This is a genomic window from Pseudomonas sp. X4 (assembly GCF_040784925.1).
GTDB lineage: Bacteria > Pseudomonadota > Gammaproteobacteria > Pseudomonadales > Pseudomonadaceae > Aquipseudomonas > Aquipseudomonas putida_Z.
Map to the genome: position 1 here is coordinate 413,020 of NZ_CP160798.1, position 15,586 is coordinate 428,605.

Annotated in this window: 14 protein-coding genes; 3 read left to right on the forward strand and 11 right to left on the reverse strand. The window is 62.0% G+C overall.

Annotated features, from left to right (window positions below):
- Positions 1–1,221, forward strand: coding sequence for a beta-ketoacyl-ACP synthase I (fabB, locus tag ABX298_RS01790; RefSeq protein WP_075045838.1), 1,221 nt, complete (start codon positions 1–3; stop codon positions 1,219–1,221).
- A gap of 176 nt (positions 1,222–1,397) precedes the next feature.
- Here fabB and ABX298_RS01795 read toward each other — a convergent pair whose 3' ends face one another.
- The gene (locus ABX298_RS01795) at positions 1,398–2,402 is read right to left on the reverse strand and encodes an amidohydrolase family protein (protein ID WP_367394024.1); all 1,005 of its coding nucleotides are present in this window, start codon (positions 2,400–2,402) and stop codon (positions 1,398–1,400) included.
- 117 nt (positions 2,403–2,519) lie between these two features.
- Between ABX298_RS01795 and ABX298_RS01800 the strand changes: the two genes are divergently transcribed.
- Entirely contained in the window at positions 2,520–3,383 is an 864-nt protein-coding gene (locus ABX298_RS01800; protein WP_367394025.1) for a pirin family protein, read from the forward strand.
- A gap of 115 nt (positions 3,384–3,498) precedes the next feature.
- Here ABX298_RS01800 and ABX298_RS01805 read toward each other — a convergent pair whose 3' ends face one another.
- The 4 genes from ABX298_RS01805 to ABX298_RS01820 form a co-directional block, all read right to left on the reverse strand.
- Positions 3,499–4,224: a dienelactone hydrolase family protein gene (locus ABX298_RS01805; protein ID WP_015271090.1), complete on the reverse strand. Its 726-nt coding sequence runs from the start codon at positions 4,222–4,224 to the stop codon at positions 3,499–3,501.
- Between the two features lie 79 nt (positions 4,225–4,303).
- Positions 4,304–6,208 carry a molecular chaperone HtpG gene (htpG, locus tag ABX298_RS01810; protein ID WP_025339964.1) on the reverse strand — a complete coding sequence of 635 codons (1,905 nt, stop codon included), beginning with the start codon at positions 6,206–6,208 and terminating at the stop codon, positions 4,304–4,306.
- 70 nt (positions 6,209–6,278) lie between these two features.
- Positions 6,279–6,761 (reverse strand): PaaI family thioesterase, encoded by a 483-nt coding sequence (locus tag ABX298_RS01815; protein ID WP_075045841.1) that lies wholly within the window; start codon positions 6,759–6,761, stop codon positions 6,279–6,281.
- Complete coding sequence (locus tag ABX298_RS01820; protein ID WP_075045842.1) at positions 6,758–7,234, reverse strand: PaaI family thioesterase; 477 nt, start codon at positions 7,232–7,234, stop codon at positions 6,758–6,760. Before ABX298_RS01820 ends, ABX298_RS01815 begins: the two co-directional genes overlap by 4 nt.
- A gap of 154 nt (positions 7,235–7,388) precedes the next feature.
- Here ABX298_RS01820 and ABX298_RS01825 point away from each other — a divergent pair, with 154 nt between their 5' ends.
- The gene (locus tag ABX298_RS01825; RefSeq protein ID WP_075045843.1) at positions 7,389–7,682 is read left to right on the forward strand and encodes a hypothetical protein; all 294 of its coding nucleotides are present in this window, start codon (positions 7,389–7,391) and stop codon (positions 7,680–7,682) included.
- Positions 7,683–7,749: 67 nt separating this feature from the next.
- Here the strand turns inward: ABX298_RS01825 and ABX298_RS01830 are convergent, their stop codons facing one another.
- The 6 genes from ABX298_RS01830 to odhB all read right to left on the reverse strand — a co-directional run bounded on the left by ABX298_RS01830 (position 7,750) and on the right by odhB (position 15,561).
- On the reverse strand, positions 7,750–8,499 hold the full coding sequence (locus ABX298_RS01830; protein WP_286100241.1) for a DUF599 domain-containing protein: 750 nt from the start codon (positions 8,497–8,499) through the stop codon (positions 7,750–7,752).
- 290 nt (positions 8,500–8,789) lie between these two features.
- Entirely contained in the window at positions 8,790–10,103 is a 1,314-nt protein-coding gene (gene brnQ / locus ABX298_RS01835; protein WP_075045845.1) for a branched-chain amino acid transport system II carrier protein, read from the reverse strand.
- A gap of 484 nt (positions 10,104–10,587) precedes the next feature.
- Positions 10,588–11,472, reverse strand: coding sequence for a succinate--CoA ligase subunit alpha (gene sucD / locus ABX298_RS01840; protein WP_004376004.1), 885 nt, complete (start codon positions 11,470–11,472; stop codon positions 10,588–10,590).
- Positions 11,472–12,638, reverse strand: a complete 1,167-nt coding sequence (sucC, locus tag ABX298_RS01845; protein ID WP_003254205.1) for an ADP-forming succinate--CoA ligase subunit beta — start codon at positions 12,636–12,638, stop codon at positions 11,472–11,474. Before sucC ends, sucD begins: the two co-directional genes overlap by 1 nt.
- A gap of 172 nt (positions 12,639–12,810) precedes the next feature.
- A complete protein-coding gene (gene lpdA / locus ABX298_RS01850; RefSeq protein WP_013973439.1) occupies positions 12,811–14,247 on the reverse strand; it encodes a dihydrolipoyl dehydrogenase in 1,437 nt (478 codons plus the stop codon).
- Positions 14,248–14,340: 93 nt separating this feature from the next.
- Positions 14,341–15,561 (reverse strand): 2-oxoglutarate dehydrogenase complex dihydrolipoyllysine-residue succinyltransferase, encoded by a 1,221-nt coding sequence (gene odhB, locus ABX298_RS01855; protein WP_025339969.1) that lies wholly within the window; start codon positions 15,559–15,561, stop codon positions 14,341–14,343.
- Positions 15,562–15,586 lie beyond the last annotated feature (25 nt).

The window sequence follows — 15,586 nt, forward strand, 5'->3', positions numbered from 1 at the left end:
ATGCGCCGCGTCGTTATCACTGGTCTGGGCATCGTATCGTGCCTGGGCAATGACAAAGCTACCGTCACCGAAAACCTGCGCAACAGCCGTCCGGGTATCCGTTACAACCCGGAATACAAGGAAATGGGGCTGCGTAGCCAGGTTTCCGGGTCCATCGACCTCAACCTCGAAGAACTGATCGACCGCAAGGTCTACCGCTTCGTCGGCCACGCTGCTGCCTACGCCTACCTGGCGATGCAGGACGCGATCAAGGACGCCGGCCTGACCGAAGAGCAGGTTTCCAACCCGCGTACCGGCCTGGTGGCTGGCTCCGGCGGCGCCTCGACCCTGAACCAGATGGAAGCGCTGGACACCCTGCGCGAGAAAGGCGTCAAGCGCGTCGGCCCGTACCGCGTTACCCGCACCATGGGCAGCACCGTTTCGGCGTGCCTGGCCACCCCGTTCAAGATCAAGGGCATCAACTACTCGATCTCGTCGGCCTGCGCCACTTCGGCACACTGCATCGGCACCGCCCTGGAGCAGATCCAGTGGGGCAAGCAGGACATCGTCTTCGCCGGTGGCGGTGAAGAAGAGCACTGGAGCCAGTCGTTCCTGTTCGATGCCATGGGCGCCCTGTCGACCAAGCGCAACGAAACCCCGGACCAGGCCTCGCGCGCCTACGACGCCGACCGTGATGGCTTTGTCATCGCTGGCGGTGGCGGCATGGTGGTGGTCGAGGAGCTGGAACACGCCCTGGCCCGTGGCGCCAAGATCTACGCGGAAATCGTCGGCTACGGCGCCACTTCCGACGGCTACGACATGGTTGCCCCGAGCGGCGAAGGTGCCATCCGCTGCATGCAGCAGGCGCTGTCGACCGTCGACACCCCGATCGACTACCTGAACACCCACGGCACCTCGACCCCGGTCGGTGACGTTGCCGAGATCAAGGGCGTTCGCGCCGTGTTCGGCGACAAGGCACCGAAGATTAGCTCGACCAAGAGCCTGTCGGGCCACTCGCTGGGCGCTGCCGGCGTACACGAGGCGATCTACTGCCTGCTGATGATGGAAAACAACTTCATCGCCGGCTCCGCCAATATCGACGAGCTGGACCCGGAGGTCGCCGACCTGCCGATCCTGCGCAAGACCGAAGAAAACGCCAAGATCGACACGGTCATGAGCAACAGCTTCGGCTTCGGCGGCACCAACGCCACCCTGGTGCTCAAGCGCTGGGAAGGCAAGTAAGACGCTGCTGCGGTAAACGAAAACGCCCCGACTGGTTCGGGGCGTTTTCATTTGTGTTGCCTGTACCGGCCCTATCGCCGGCAAGCCAGCTCCCACAGGTACTGCATAGGCTTCGGAACCTGCGCAGTACCTGTGGGAGCTGGCTTGCCGGCGATAGGGCCAGCACAGGAAAACCCTTATTTCTGCCTGGGCAGTACAGCCAGAAAATTCTCCCTGGCCACCTTGTTGGCAACTTGTTCCGGCAATGCATCCAGAAACGGCCTGAACCCATGCATCTGCTCCCCAAGGCTGCCAAACCGCCCCACCACATCCGAACCCAGCATGAACCGCTCCGGATATTTCTCGACCAGTACCAGCCACGCCTTGCGCGGCACACCCCGGTCATCCAGCAGATAAGGCTCCAGCACGCTCCACGACAAATCGACATACAGATTCGGGTAATCCTCCAGTAACCGCGTCAGCACCGGCAGCAGAAAGTCCATCTGCGTCTGGTGCCGGTGAATCTCCATGCTGCTGCCGGCGTGCGCCCAGATAAACCGCGTGTGCGGGTGATTGCGCAGCGGCTCTTCGATCTCCGCCAGGTACAGCGGGTTGCGCTCGCGCTTGGAGGTGATGTTGGAATGCAGCAGCACCGGCAGGTCGCGCTCGGCCGCCAGGTGGTAGATACGCGTCATGGCTTCGTTGTTGGCGCGCGGCGTGTCACCGCTGGTCAGTGCCGTCAGGTCATCGTGGCGGGTGAACACCTCGCCAATGCCCTGCCACAGCCCCGGATGCAGATCGAGCATGCGCTCGATATGGCTGGCGGCGTTCTTGTCCACCGGATTAAAGCCGGCCAGGAACGGATGAAAGCGCTTGCGCTGCTCGTCGGGCAGTTGCTGCAGCGCCGCGGCCACGTAGGTGTCGGTGGCGCTGTACCAGTAGGCTTCGGCGTCATCCCCCGCGTAATAGCGCGGGCGCTTGGGCTCGTCTTCGTGCCACTTCTTGGCCACCGGGACGCCGGAAATCATCGACTGCTCGATACCGGCGGCATCCATGGCCTTGATCAGCGCGGGCATGCCTTCGCTTTCCTGGAAGAAGTCGACGTAGTGCAAGTGGGCATCACTGTAGCGGTAGTCGCGCGCCTGCGCCGCTTGGCACAGCCAGGTGGATAACAGCACGCAGGCCAGCGCTCTGACGATCATGATGAAGCTTCCTTTTCCGGGTACCACACCTCTAGACCGGCCAGCCAACGAGACGGTTCAGCCGCGGCGGGCAAACCGCTATGCTTGGGGCATTTCCACCTTGCCTGGAGCCTTCCCATGAGCAGCCCCCTGGTCATCCGCCCACGCGCCGAATCGGTCGAGGGCCAGCCGATCCTGCGCCCGCTGCCGGCGGCCCAGTGCCGCAGCGTCGGCCCGTTCGTGTTTTTCGACCACATGCTCGAAACCGACTATGCCCCGGGGCATGGCATGGATATCCGCCAGCACCCGCATATCGGCCTGTCGACCCTTACCTACCTGTTCGAAGGGGCAATCCTGCACAAGGACAGCCTCGGCTCGGCGCAGCGGGTGCTGCCGGGCGATGTCAGCTGGATGACCGCAGGCAGCGGCGTGGCCCATGTCGAGCGCACGCCTGAAGATGCCCTGGCCCATGGTTCACGCCTGCACGGGTTGCAGGTATGGCTGGCGTCGCCACGCGAGCATGAACAAGGCCCGGCAAGCTACAGCCACCACCCGGCGGCAAGCCTGCCGGTCAGCGACAACCTGGGGGTGCGCATCTGCATGATTGCCGGCAGCGGGTTTTGCCTGGAATCGCCGGTGCCGGTGCTCTCCCCTACCCTTTACGCGCATGTGCGGATGCAGCCGGCGACTACCTTGCAGGTGCCGAATGAGCATGCGCAACGGGCGCTGTACGTACTGGATGGCGAATTGCTGATGAACGATGAGGAGGTGGAGCCGTGCAGCCTGGTGGTGCTGCCGGAGGGCGAAGCGGTGACTCTGTATGCGGAAGGTGAGTGCCAGCTGGTGCTGATTGGTGGCGCGCCGCTGGATGGGCCGCGGCGGATGAACTGGAACTTTGTCGCCAGTGATGTGGAACTGATCGAACAGGCCCGGGCCAAGTGGGCTGCGGGGGATTGGCCGGTGGTGCCGGGGGAAACTTCGAGGATCGAGCTGCCCAGGTAATTTTGGGGCTGCTTTGCAGCCCATCGCCGGCAAGCCAGCTCCCACAGGTACGGCGCTGTCTTCACTGTGGGAGCTGGCTTGCCGGCGATGGGCCGCACAGCGGCCCCCTGCATTGTCAGCGCTGGAACACTTCGGTCAGCAGGTTATGCATCGAGCGGAACGCCCGCTCCGAGGTACGCCGGTCATACTGCATCTTGCCCGGCACATTGGCACTCGGGTCGGTAAACGAGTGCACCGCGCCGCCATAGCTGAGCAATTGCCAGTCAACCTTGGCCGCGTTCATCTCCTCCTCGAACGCCGGCAACTGCTCCTTCGGCACCAGTGGGTCGGAAGCGCCGTGCAGCACCAGCACCGAGCCCTTGATGCGCTTGGCATCTTCCGGATTCGGCGTGTCCAGCGTGCCATGGAACGACACCGCCGCGCGCAGGTCGGCACCGGTACGGGCCAGCTCCAGTGCACAGCAGCCACCAAAGCAGAAACCAAACGTGCCGACCTTGCCCGGCTCCAGCAGCGCCTTCGACTGCCCCAACAGTTGCGCCAGGGCTTCCTGCATACGCTTGCGCAGCTCGCCACGGTCGTTCTTCAACGGCATCATCGCCGCGCCGGCCTCGTCGGCGTTGGACGGACGCACCGATTGCCCGTACAGGTCGGCAATCAGCACCACATAGCCCTTCTCGGCCACTTCCTTGGCGATGCGCTCAGCACCTTCGCCGATACCCATCCAGTTCGGCGCCATCACCAGGCCTGGCCGCCCCAGCGCGCCCGGCTCGTAGACCAGGCGGCTTTCATACGCCTTGCCGGACAGGTGATAGACCAGCGATTCGACGATTACTTTGCTCATCAAGCACTCCTTTGGCACTCGTCATCAATATGCTCGCCATGAAAAAAGCCCGCCGAAGCGGGCTTTCCTATGCATCAACTCAAGCAGACAGCTCGACCAGCAGCTTGTTCAGGCGACGAACGTAAGCCGCCGGGTCCTTCAAGCTGTCACCGGCCGCCAGGGCCGCCTGATCGAACAGGATGTGCGACAGCTCGGCGAAGCGGTCTTCGCTCTGCTCGTTGTCCAGCTTCTCGATCAGCGGGTGGGTCGGGTTGAACTCGAAGATCGGCTTGGACTCCGGCACCTTCTGCCCGCTGGCTTCGAGGATCTGGCGCATCTGCAGGCCCAAGTCCTGTTCACCGATGGCCAGGATCGCCGGCGAGTCGGTCAGGCGGTGCGACACGCGCACTTCGGCCACGCTGTCACCCAGCGCGCCCTTCAGGCGCTCGACCAGGCCTTCCTTGTCCTTGGCGACTTCTTCCTGGGCCTTCTTGTCTTCTTCCGAATCCAGCTTGCCCAGGTCCAGGTCGCCACGGGCGACGTCGACGAAAGCCTTGCCGTCGAACTCGTTGAGGTAGCTCATCAGCCACTCGTCGATACGGTCGGTCAGCAGCAGCACTTCGATGCCTTTCTTGCGGAAGACTTCCAGGTGCGGGCTGTTCTTGACCTGCGCGTACGACTCGCCGGTGAGGTAGTAGATCTTGTCCTGGCCTTCCTTGGCGCGTGCCAGGTAGTCGGCCAGGGCGACGCTCTGCTCGCCGCTGTCGTCCTGGGTGGAAGCGAAGCGCAGCAGGCCGGCGATCTTTTCCTTGTTGGCGAAGTCTTCGGCCGGGCCTTCCTTCAGCACCTGGCCGAAGTTCTTCCAGAAGCCCTTGTACTGCTCGGGCTCGTTCTTCGCCAGCTTCTCCAGCATGTCCAGCACGCGCTTGGTCAGCGCGGTCTTCATCGAGTCGATGATCGGGTCTTTCTGCAGGATTTCACGCGATACGTTCAGCGACAGGTCGTTGGAATCGACCACACCCTTGATGAAGCGCAGGTACAGCGGCAGGAACGACTCGGCCTGGTCCATGATGAACACGCGCTGCACGTACAGCTTCAGGCCGCGTGGCGCTTCGCGCTGGTACAGGTCGAACGGCGCGCGGGCCGGCACGTACAACAGCGAGTTGTATTCCAGCTTGCCTTCGACCTTGTTGTGGCTCCAGGCCAGCGGGTTTTCGAAGTCATGGCCGATGTGCTTGTAGAACTCCTGGTACTCCTCGTCCTTGATCTCGGTACGCGGACGGGTCCACAGGGCGCTGGCACGGTTGACGGTTTCCCACTCTTCGGCCGGCTGTTCTTCACCTTCGGCGGCAGCTTGCTCTTTCGGCAGCTGGATCGGCATGGCGATGTGGTCGGAGTACTTCTTGACCACGTTGCGCAGGCGCCAGCCATCAGCGAACTCCTGCTCGTCCTTCTTCAGGTGCAGGACGATGCGGGTGCCGCGCTGTGGCTTGTCGATGGTGGCGACTTCGAACTCGCCCTCGCCTTTCGACGACCAGTGCACGCCTTCGGCGGCCGGCTGGCCGGCACGGCGGCTGTACACATCGACCTTGTCGGCAACGATGAACGCGGAGTAGAAGCCCACACCGAACTGACCGATCAGGTGCGAGTCCTTCTTCTGGTCACCGGTGAGGTTCTTCATGAAGTCGGCGGTGCCGGACTTGGCGATGGTACCCAGGTGGGCGATGACGTCTTCGCGGCTCATGCCGATGCCGTTGTCCTCGAGGGTCACGGTACCGGCGTCCTTGTCGAAGCTCAGGCGAATCTTCAGGTCGGCGTCGCCTTCGAACAGCTCTGGCTTGGCCAGGGCCTCGAAACGCAGCTTGTCGGCGGCGTCGGAGGCGTTGGAGATCAATTCACGCAGGAAGATCTCCTTGTTCGAATACAAGGAATGGATCATGAGGTGCAGCAGCTGCTTTACCTCGGTCTGGAAGCCCAGCGTTTCTTTTTGAGTCTCCACACTCATGGTCTTCAAAACTCCGATCTGATGGCAGTTGACGCCTGGCGGCCAGGTTGGCCTGCGTTAGCGGCGGATGTCATGCAGATGGGGGCTGCCCGGATGATTTCAAGGGCTTTTCCGGTTCGATCTTGAAATGAGCGCGAGCCGTGGCGATCGGCGATAGCCTGTCACCCTGCCAGGCGGTGATGGCCACATTGGTCACCCGCCGGCCCTGGCGCCACAGCTGGCACTGGGCATAGGTATCGCGAAAGTGCCCGGCGCGCAGGTAATCGATGGAAAAGTCGATGATCTTCGGAATGCTCGCGCTCTCGCTGAAGATCAGCAGGTACAGCGCTGCCGACAGCTCCATGAAGCCCGCGATCACCCCGCCGTGGATGGCCGGCAGCAGCGGGTTGCCGATGTTGTCCTGGCTGGCCGGCAGGCGGAATAGCAGGTCATCGCCCTCGCGCTCGCATTCGATGCCGATCAGGCCGGCATAGGGGATCAGTGCCAGCAAAGGCCGATAGTCTCCCACTGCGTGGGCGGCGTTGAGCTGTTGGCGAACCTCGTGCGGAATCATGCCCCGCCCTCCTTCAGGCTGTTGCCGAAACGGATGCCACCCTTGATCTCCTGGCCCAGGCGCATGAACGTGCCCACCACCTGGCAGATCGGCTGAGCGGGGTCGTCCTGGTAGGCCGTGCCACGGGTGAAGATCACATCGCGGGTGACCCGGTAGCACTGGGCATGGCCGTAGATGTCCTTGCCGGCCTCTGCCGGGTGCATGTAGTCGATGCGCAGGTCCAGTGTCGGGCACACCTCGAAGCGCGGCAGCACGCACAATGTGGCCATGCCGCAGGTGGTGTCCATCAGCGTGGTCAGCGCGCCGCCATGCACGGCGCCGGTCTGCGGGTTGCCGACGATGGCCGGAGACCAGGGCAGCACCAAGGTCATACCATCGGCATTGGTTTGCGCCACACGCATTTGCAACAACTGACAATGTTTCAACGCCGAGAGAAAACGCTCGGCCATGGCCATCAAGGTTGAATCGCTCATTGGCTGTTTCCCTGCGCATTGCCGCAGCGGCATAAAATCGTTAAAAAGTCTATATAGAACGAGGCGTTATATATGTGTAATCTTCGCGGAACTTATTCCGCGTAGTTGCACTCGAAGGAACAAGTCACTTATTCCACCAAGGAGAAACACCCCCATGCGTAAACCTTTTGCTTTTGCTCTGATGCTGGCCGCTGCCATGGGCCTGGCCGCTTGCGATAAAGCGAGCGAAGACAAAGCCCAGGACGCACAGCAACACGCCGAGCAAGCCCAGGAAAAAGCGGGCGAAGCTCAGGATAAAATGAACGAGGCCGCCAAGGAAAACGCCGAAGCCGCCAAAGATCAGGCCGAAGCCGAGCAGAAGGCCGCCGAAGAAGCCGCTCCGGCTACTCCGGCTCCGGAAGCCGCGCCAGCTGCCCCAGCTGCTCCAGCCGAACCTGCCAAGCAGTAATCGGCTAAAACAAGAAAACCCGACATTGTCGGGTTTTTTTGTGCCTGAAACTTATGGATTAAACGTTTCAGGTACCAGGAGCGGTGTTTTCCTTGGCGGGTTCGATCGAAACACTTTCGGTAGGTGTGAACACCATCACATCCAACACATCCGAATGGAACTCGCGGCGGTACAGAATCAGCACTACCCCGACACTCATGACCATGAACAACCATGGGCTGATGAACCAGCTCAACATGGCCATGCCGAAGTAATAGGAACGCAGGCCCAGGTTGAACTGGTTGGCGGCAAGCGACAGCACCCGCGCCGCCCGCGAGGCGAATGCCTTGCGTTCAAGTTCATTGACCAGCCGTTCACCGATCATCGGCGCCGAACCCACCAGCACTGCAGCAAAGTTGTATTGGCGCATGCACCAGCTGAAGGTGAAAAAGGCGTAGACGAAGACCATGGCCAGGCACAGCAGCTTGATCTCCGACATGCCCTGGGACGTCTGCTGCACCAGCGGCAGGTCGGCCAGCAGCGACAGCGCCCGGTCGGAGGCCCCAAGCACGGTGAGGATACCGGCAAGGATGATCAGGGTGCTCGAGGCGAAGAACGAGGCGTTGCGCTCGAGGTTGCCGATCACGCTGGCATCGGCAATGCGGTTGTCGCGCAGCAGCATGCGGCGCATCCAGTCTTCGCGGTACAGGTGCAGCACGCTGGCCAGGCACGCGGTGTCGCGGCCCTTCCAGATGGCATAACGGGTGTAACCGCCCCAGCACAGGGCGAACCAGGCGATGGCCAACAGGTTGTTGAAGTTGCTTTGGATGAAGTTCATGCAGGGTTCCCGGGAGGGCCAGATACCTGAAGGATAGGGACCGGATTTCGACGCTGGCAAGCGGCAAAAGGCACACATCCATCCTGATATTTGCACTGCTCATCCCGGCCTCTTCGCGGGCACGCCCGCTCCCACAGGTACAGCGCCAACTTTGAGGTTTGCGTGCCCGCGAAGAGGCCGGTACAGGCAAAGAAAAAGCCCCGCATCCTCTCGGATACGGGGCTCTTGAGTTTCCACCCTTGGCGAGCACCCTTCGGCTTGTGGCCGGTGCCGCCCTCAGGCTTCGACTATCAGGCCAGCGCTTCGCGCGGCTTGCCGAGCATGCGGTCGCAGGCCACGGCGCCAACCAGGGTCACCACCGAAGGCACCAGCCAGGCCAGGCCCTGGTCGCTCAGCGGCAGGTGGGCCATGAAGTCCGGCAGCACGTGGGCAATGCCGCTGCCCTTGATCGCATCGACCATGCCGAACAGCAGCGACACCAGCATCACTGGCGCCAGGATGCGGGTTGGCGAGTTCCACAGGTCCTTCACGAAGCTGAGCCCGACCACCACGATGCACGGCGGGTAGATCGCGGTGAGCACCGGGATCGAGAACATGATCAGCTTGGTCAGCCCGAGGTTGGAGATCAGCAGCGAGAAGCCCGCCAGGATCACCACCAGTGCGCGGTACGACAGCGGCAGCATCTGGCTGAAGTACTCAGCGCAGGCACAGGTCAGGCCAACCGCGGTCACCAGGCAAGCCAGCGCGATCAGCACGGCGAGGAAGCCGCTGCCCAGCGAACCGAAGGTGTGCTGCACGTAGGCATGCAGTACCGCCGCGCCGTTGGTGGCGTCAGCCGCGATATCGTGGCTGGTTGCACCCAGGCGGAACAGGCTGATGTACACCAGGGCCAGGCCGACACCGGCGATCAGGCCGGCGATGATGGCATAGCGGGTGATCAGCTTCGGCGACTCGACACCGCGCGAGCGGATGGCGTTGACGATGACGATACCGAACACCAGGGCACCCAGGGTGTCCATGGTCAGGTAACCATCGGAGAAACCCTTGGAGAACGCTGCGGCGGCATAGGCCGGCTGCGCGTCACCAATGGTGCCGGCAGGCAGCGCGAAGGCGGCGATGCCCAGCACCGCCAGGGCGATGATCTTCAACGGCGCCAGGAAGCGGCCCACGGTGTCGAGCAGCTTGCCTGGGTACATGGACACGGCCAGTACCACGAGGAAGTACACCAGGCTGTAGATGAACAGCGCCAGCGGGCTTTCACCGGTCAGCGGCGCAACGCCCACTTCGAACGATACGGTCGCGGTGCGCGGGGTGGCGAACAACGGGCCGACCGACAGGTAGCACACGGCCGCCAGCAGGCCGCCGAAGAACTTGCCGATCGGGCTGCTCAGGGCATCCATGCCGCCGCCGACCTTGGCCAGGGCGACCACGGTGATGACCGGCAGGCCCACGGCGGTAACCAGGAAGCCCAGGGCCGCCATCCATACGTGTGGGCCAGACTGCAGACCGACGATAGGCGGGAAGATGATGTTGCCAGCGCCCACGAAAAGCGCAAACGTCATAAAGCCAAGCGCCAGGATATCCTGGCCTTTGAGAACTTTCATTTAAGGTAGTACCACACTGCTGAAATCGGGATTCGAGAGGGGATTTCCCTTTGGATGAGGGGAAATGCTGCCCGGCTTGATAGGCCAGACCCGTTTAGCGTGTCGTTCCCTTTTGGGGTACGGGCACAGAGTGAACGCGTAATGTAACTGTTTTGTCAGTCAAACGCACTGGCACAGTGCTGCTTGTCCGATGTGCGTACATGTTTGTCGTCTGTGCGACCGAGGACAGCGAGAATTATCCTCGGATTGAAACATTCGTCTGCGTGAAAATTCCTATCAAACCCATAGAAAGTTCTTCGCAGTTTGCACTGGCCCTATCGCCGGCAAGCCAGCTCCCACAGGAGACCTTCACAATCAGGGCCTGTGGTGATCTCCTGTGGGAGCTGGCTTGCCGGCGATAGGGCCAGTGCAGGAATACCCAACCCCCAGAAACGACAAAGGCCACCCGAAGGTGGCCTCTGTGCGCGTGGGGGGTGTAGCAGTATTACTTCTTGACTTCCCAGCCAGTCAGCTCGGCCAGGGCCTTGCCGATGTCAGCCAGGGAACGCACGGTCTTCACACCAGCGTCCTGCAGGGCGGCGAACTTCTCGTCCGCAGTGCCCTTGCCGCCAGAGATGATGGCGCCAGCGTGGCCCATGCGCTTGCCCGCAGGTGCGGTAACACCAGCGATGTAGGAAACGACAGGCTTGGTGACGTTGGCCTTGATGTAGGCCGCAGCTTCTTCTTCAGCCGAACCGCCGATCTCGCCGATCATGACGATCGCTTCGGTCTTCGGGTCTTCCTGGAACAGCTTCAGGATGTCGATGAAGTTGGAGCCCGGGATCGGGTCACCGCCGATGCCGACGCAGGTCGACTGGCCGAAGCCGGCGTCGGTGGTCTGCTTCACAGCTTCGTAGGTCAGGGTGCCGGAACGCGAAACGATACCGACCTTGCCTGGCAGGTGGATGTGGCCTGGCATGATGCCGATCTTGCACTCGCCCGGGGTGATGACACCTGGGCAGTTAGGGCCGATCAGGGTCACGCCCAGCTCGTCGCACTTGACCTTGGCATCCAGCATGTCCAGGGTAGGAATGCCTTCGGTGATGCACACGATCAGCTTGATGCCGCCGAAGGCAGCTTCCAGGATCGAGTCCTTGCAGAAAGGAGCCGGAACGTAGATGACCGAAGCGTCAGCGCCGGTAGCTTCCACAGCTTCTTTCACAGTGTTGAACACTGGCAGGCCCAGGTGGGTGGTGCCACCCTTGCCTGGGGTTACGCCGCCTACCATCTTGGTGCCGTAGGCGATGGCCTGTTCGGAGTGGAAAGTACCCTGCGAGCCGGTGAAGCCCTGGCAGATGACTTTGGTGTCTTTATTGATCAGGACGCTCATTACTTGCCCTCCGCAGCTTTGACAACTTGTTGAGCAGCGTCGGTCAGGCTGGTTGCCGCAATGATGTTCAAACCGCTTTCTGCCAGTACTTTAGCGCCCAGTTCGGCGTTGTTGCCTTCAAGGCGAACGACGACCGGAACTTTCACGCCGACTTCTTTCACTGCACCGATGATGCCTTCGGCAATCATGTCGCAGCGAACGATGCCGCCGAAGATGTTGACCAGAACGGCCGCGACATTGCTGTCGGACAGAATGATCTTGAACGCTTCGGTAACGCGCTCTTTGGTAGCACCACCGCCAACGTCGAGGAAGTTGGCCGGCTTGCCGCCGTGCAGGTTGACGATGTCCATGGTACCCATGGCCAGGCCGGCACCGTTGACCATGCAGCCGATGTTGCCTTCGAGGGCAACGTAGTTCAGTTCGAACTTGGCAGCGTGGGCTTCACGGGCGTCGTCCTGCGACGGGTCGTGGAAGGTTTTCAGCTTCGGCTGACGGTACATGGCGTTGGCGTCGATGTTGATCTTGGCATCGAGGCAGTGCAGGTCGCCGTCGGCCTTGATCACCAGCGGGTTCACTTCCAGCAGGGCCAGGTCGTGATCCTTGAACAGCTTGGCCAGACCAACGAAGATCTTGGCGAACTGTTGAACTTGCTTGCCTTCCAGGCCCAGCTGGAATGCCAGCTCGCGACCCTGGAACGGCTGAGCGCCGACCAGCGGGTCGATGGTGGCCTTGAGGATCTTCTCAGGCGTTTCGTGAGCGACTTTCTCGATGTCCACGCCACCTTCGGTGGAAGCCATGAACACGATACGGCGGCTCGAACGATCGACTACAGCGCCCAGATACAGCTCTTTGGCGATGTCAGTGCAGGATTCGACCAGAATCTTGGAGACGGGTTGACCGTTGGCATCGGTCTGGTAGGTAACCAGATTCTTGCCCAACCACTGTGCAGCGAACGCCTTGGCGTCTTCTTTGCTGCGAACCAGCTTGACGCCGCCCGCTTTACCGCGACCACCCGCGTGAACCTGGGCTTTTACCACCCACTCGTTCCCGCCGATCTTGTCGCAGGCTTCTGCAGCTTGCTCAGGGGTATCGACAGCGAAACCCTTGGAAACTGGCAGGCCGTATTCAGCGAACAGCTGCTTACCCTGATACTCGTGAAGATTCATGCTTTTTACCGTCTTCGTTAGGTACTGCGCTTCGGCGCTGCGCCATCACTGGCGCCGCACCACCTGTGACCGTTGACCCCGGGTTTTCCCGTGTGATCCGGTCCGGCGGACTTTCCGCGGTGAGTCATGCACGCAAGACTCACGACGGGCAGCCCGCCGTGGTTTCTTATAATTAACGCTTCTTACGGTTGGCCACGTGAATGGCGCCGCCATTCACTGCCAGCGCTGCTTCATGCAACGCTTCGGACAGGGTCGGATGGCTGAAGACCATCATGCCCAGATCCTCGGCACTGGTGCCGAATTCCATTGCGATTGCGCCCTGCTGCACCAGTTCGGCAGCCGATGGGCCAATCACGTGTACACCCAGGACGCGGTCGGTCTTGGCATCGGCGATGACCTTGACGAAACCACCGGTGTCGTTGGCAGCCATCGCACGGCCGCTGGCCGCGAACGGGAAGGTGCCCACGTTAACCTCAACGCCCTCGGCCTTCAAGGCCTGTTCGGTCTTGCCGACCCACGCGATTTCCGGGTGGGTGTAGATGACCGACGGGATCAGGTCGTAGTTCATCTGGGCCTTGTGGCCCTTGATGCGCTCGACCACCATGATGCCCTCTTCCGAGGCCTTGTGGGCCAGCATCATGCCGCGCACCACGTCACCGATGGCGTACACGCCCGGCACGCTGGTAGCGCAGTAGTCGTCGACGAAGATGTAGCCACGCTCGTCGATGGTCACGCCGCTGTCGGCAGCCAGCAGGTCGGTGGTCACCGGGCGACGGCCGACCGCGACGATCAGCTTGTCGAAGGTGATCTTCTGCTCGCCGTTGGCGTCGGTGTAGGTCACTTCGACTTCGTTGCCGTTGACTTTCGAGCCGGTGACGCGCGCGCCCAGCTTGATGTCCAGGCCTTGCTTGGTCAGGGTCTTCTGGGCTTCTTTCGACACGGCGGTGTCGGCAGCCATCAGGAAGGTGTCCAGGGCTTCCAGGACGGTGACTTCAGCACCCAGGCGAGCCCATACCGAGCCCAGCTCCAGGCCGATCACGCCAGCACCGATAACGCCCAGGCGCTTCGGCACCGCCTGGAATTCCAGGGCGCCGGTGGAGTCGACGATGACGTTCTGGTCGACCGGAGCCGGCGGAATGTCGATCGGGCGCGAGCCGGAAGCCAGGATCACGTTCTCGGCTTCGATGACTTCGGTGGTGCCGTCAGCCTTGGTGACTTCGACTTTCTTGCCGGCCAGCAGCTTGCCGTGGCCCTGGATCGAAGTAACGCCGTTGGCCTTGAACAGGGTGGCAACGCCACCGGTCAGGTTCTTGACGATGCCAGCCTTGCGGCCAACCATCGCGGCGACGTCCATCTTCACTTCACCAGTGGAGATACCGTGGACGTTGAAGCTCTCTTTGGCTTCCTTGTACTTCCAGGAGCTGTCCAGCAGCGCCTTGGAAGGAATGCAACCTACGTTCAGGCAGGTGCCGCCCAGGGCCAGCTTGCCCTCGGCGTCGGTGTACTTCTCGATACAGGCAGTCTTCAGACCAAGTTGTGCGGCCTTGATGGCAGCCACATAGCCGCCAGGACCTGCACCAATCACCACTACGTCGAATTTCTGGGTCATAAAAGATTCCTTATCAGCTACAAGCTACAAGCCGCGGACCGCGCGGCATGGCTTCCTGCGAAGCCAGGGCCGGCACGGTACGCAGCCAGAGGGTTAGATGTCCAGCAGCAGGCGAGACGGATCTTCCAGCAGGTTCTTGATGGTGACCAGGAAGGTTACCGCTTCCTTGCCGTCGATCAGGCGGTGATCGTACGACAGCGCCAGGTACATCATCGGGCGAATCACCACCTGGCCATTGATGGCCATCGGGCGCTGGATGATGTTGTGCATGCCGAGAATGGCGGCCTGCGGCGGGTTGACGATCGGGGTCGACATCATCGAACCGAAGGTACCACCGTTGGTGATGGTGAAGGTGCCGCCGGTCATCTCTTCGATGGCCAGCTTGCCGTCACGGGCCTTCTTGCCGAAGGTGGCGATGCCGTTCTCGATTTCCGCCAGGCTCATCGACTCGGCGTTACGCAGTACCGGTACCACCAGGCCACGGTCGCTGGACACGGCAACGCCGACGTCGGCGTAGCCGTGGTAGACGATGTCGTTGCCGTCGATCGAGGCGTTGACAGCCGGGAAGCGCTTCAGGGCTTCGGTGGCGGCCTTGACGAAGAACGACATGAAGCCCAGGCGTACGCCGTTGTGGGTCTTCTCGAACAGGTCCTTGTACTTCGAACGCAGGGCCATGACTTCGGTCATGTCGACTTCGTTGAAGGTGGTCAGCATGGCCATGCTCGACTGGGCTTCGACCAGACGCTCGGCGATCTTGGCGCGCAGGCGGGTCATCGGCACACGCTTCTCGGTGCGGTCGCCAGCGGCAACGACAACCGGGGCAGCAGCGGCAGCGGCGGCAGGCTTGGCAGCTGCAGCAGGCGCCGACTTCTTGTTGGCGACGGCAGCGACGACGTCTTCCTTGGTGATGCGACCACCTTTGCCGGTGCCGGCAACGGTAGCCAGGTCGATGCCGTTCTCTTCAGCCAGCTTGCGCGCGGCCGGGGCGGCAACCGGGTCTTCTTCGCCAGCGTCGGCAGCAGCGGCAGCCGGGGCAGCAGCGGCCGGGGCGGCAGCTGGTGCAGCAGCGGCAGCACCGCCCTCAACGATCGAACCCAGTACTTCGTCGGACAGGACGGTGTCGCCCTCGCCCTTGACGATGGCGCCCAGCACGCCGTCAGCGGTGGCCAGTACTTCCAGGACGACCTTGTCAGTCTCGATGTCGACGATCAGCTCGTCACGCTTGACGGCATCGCCCGGCTGCTTGTGCCAGGTGGCAACGGTGCCATCGGCAACCGATTCCGGGAAGGTTGGGGCTTTGATCTCGATAGCCATTATCTGTGTTTCCTTAAATTCGGTT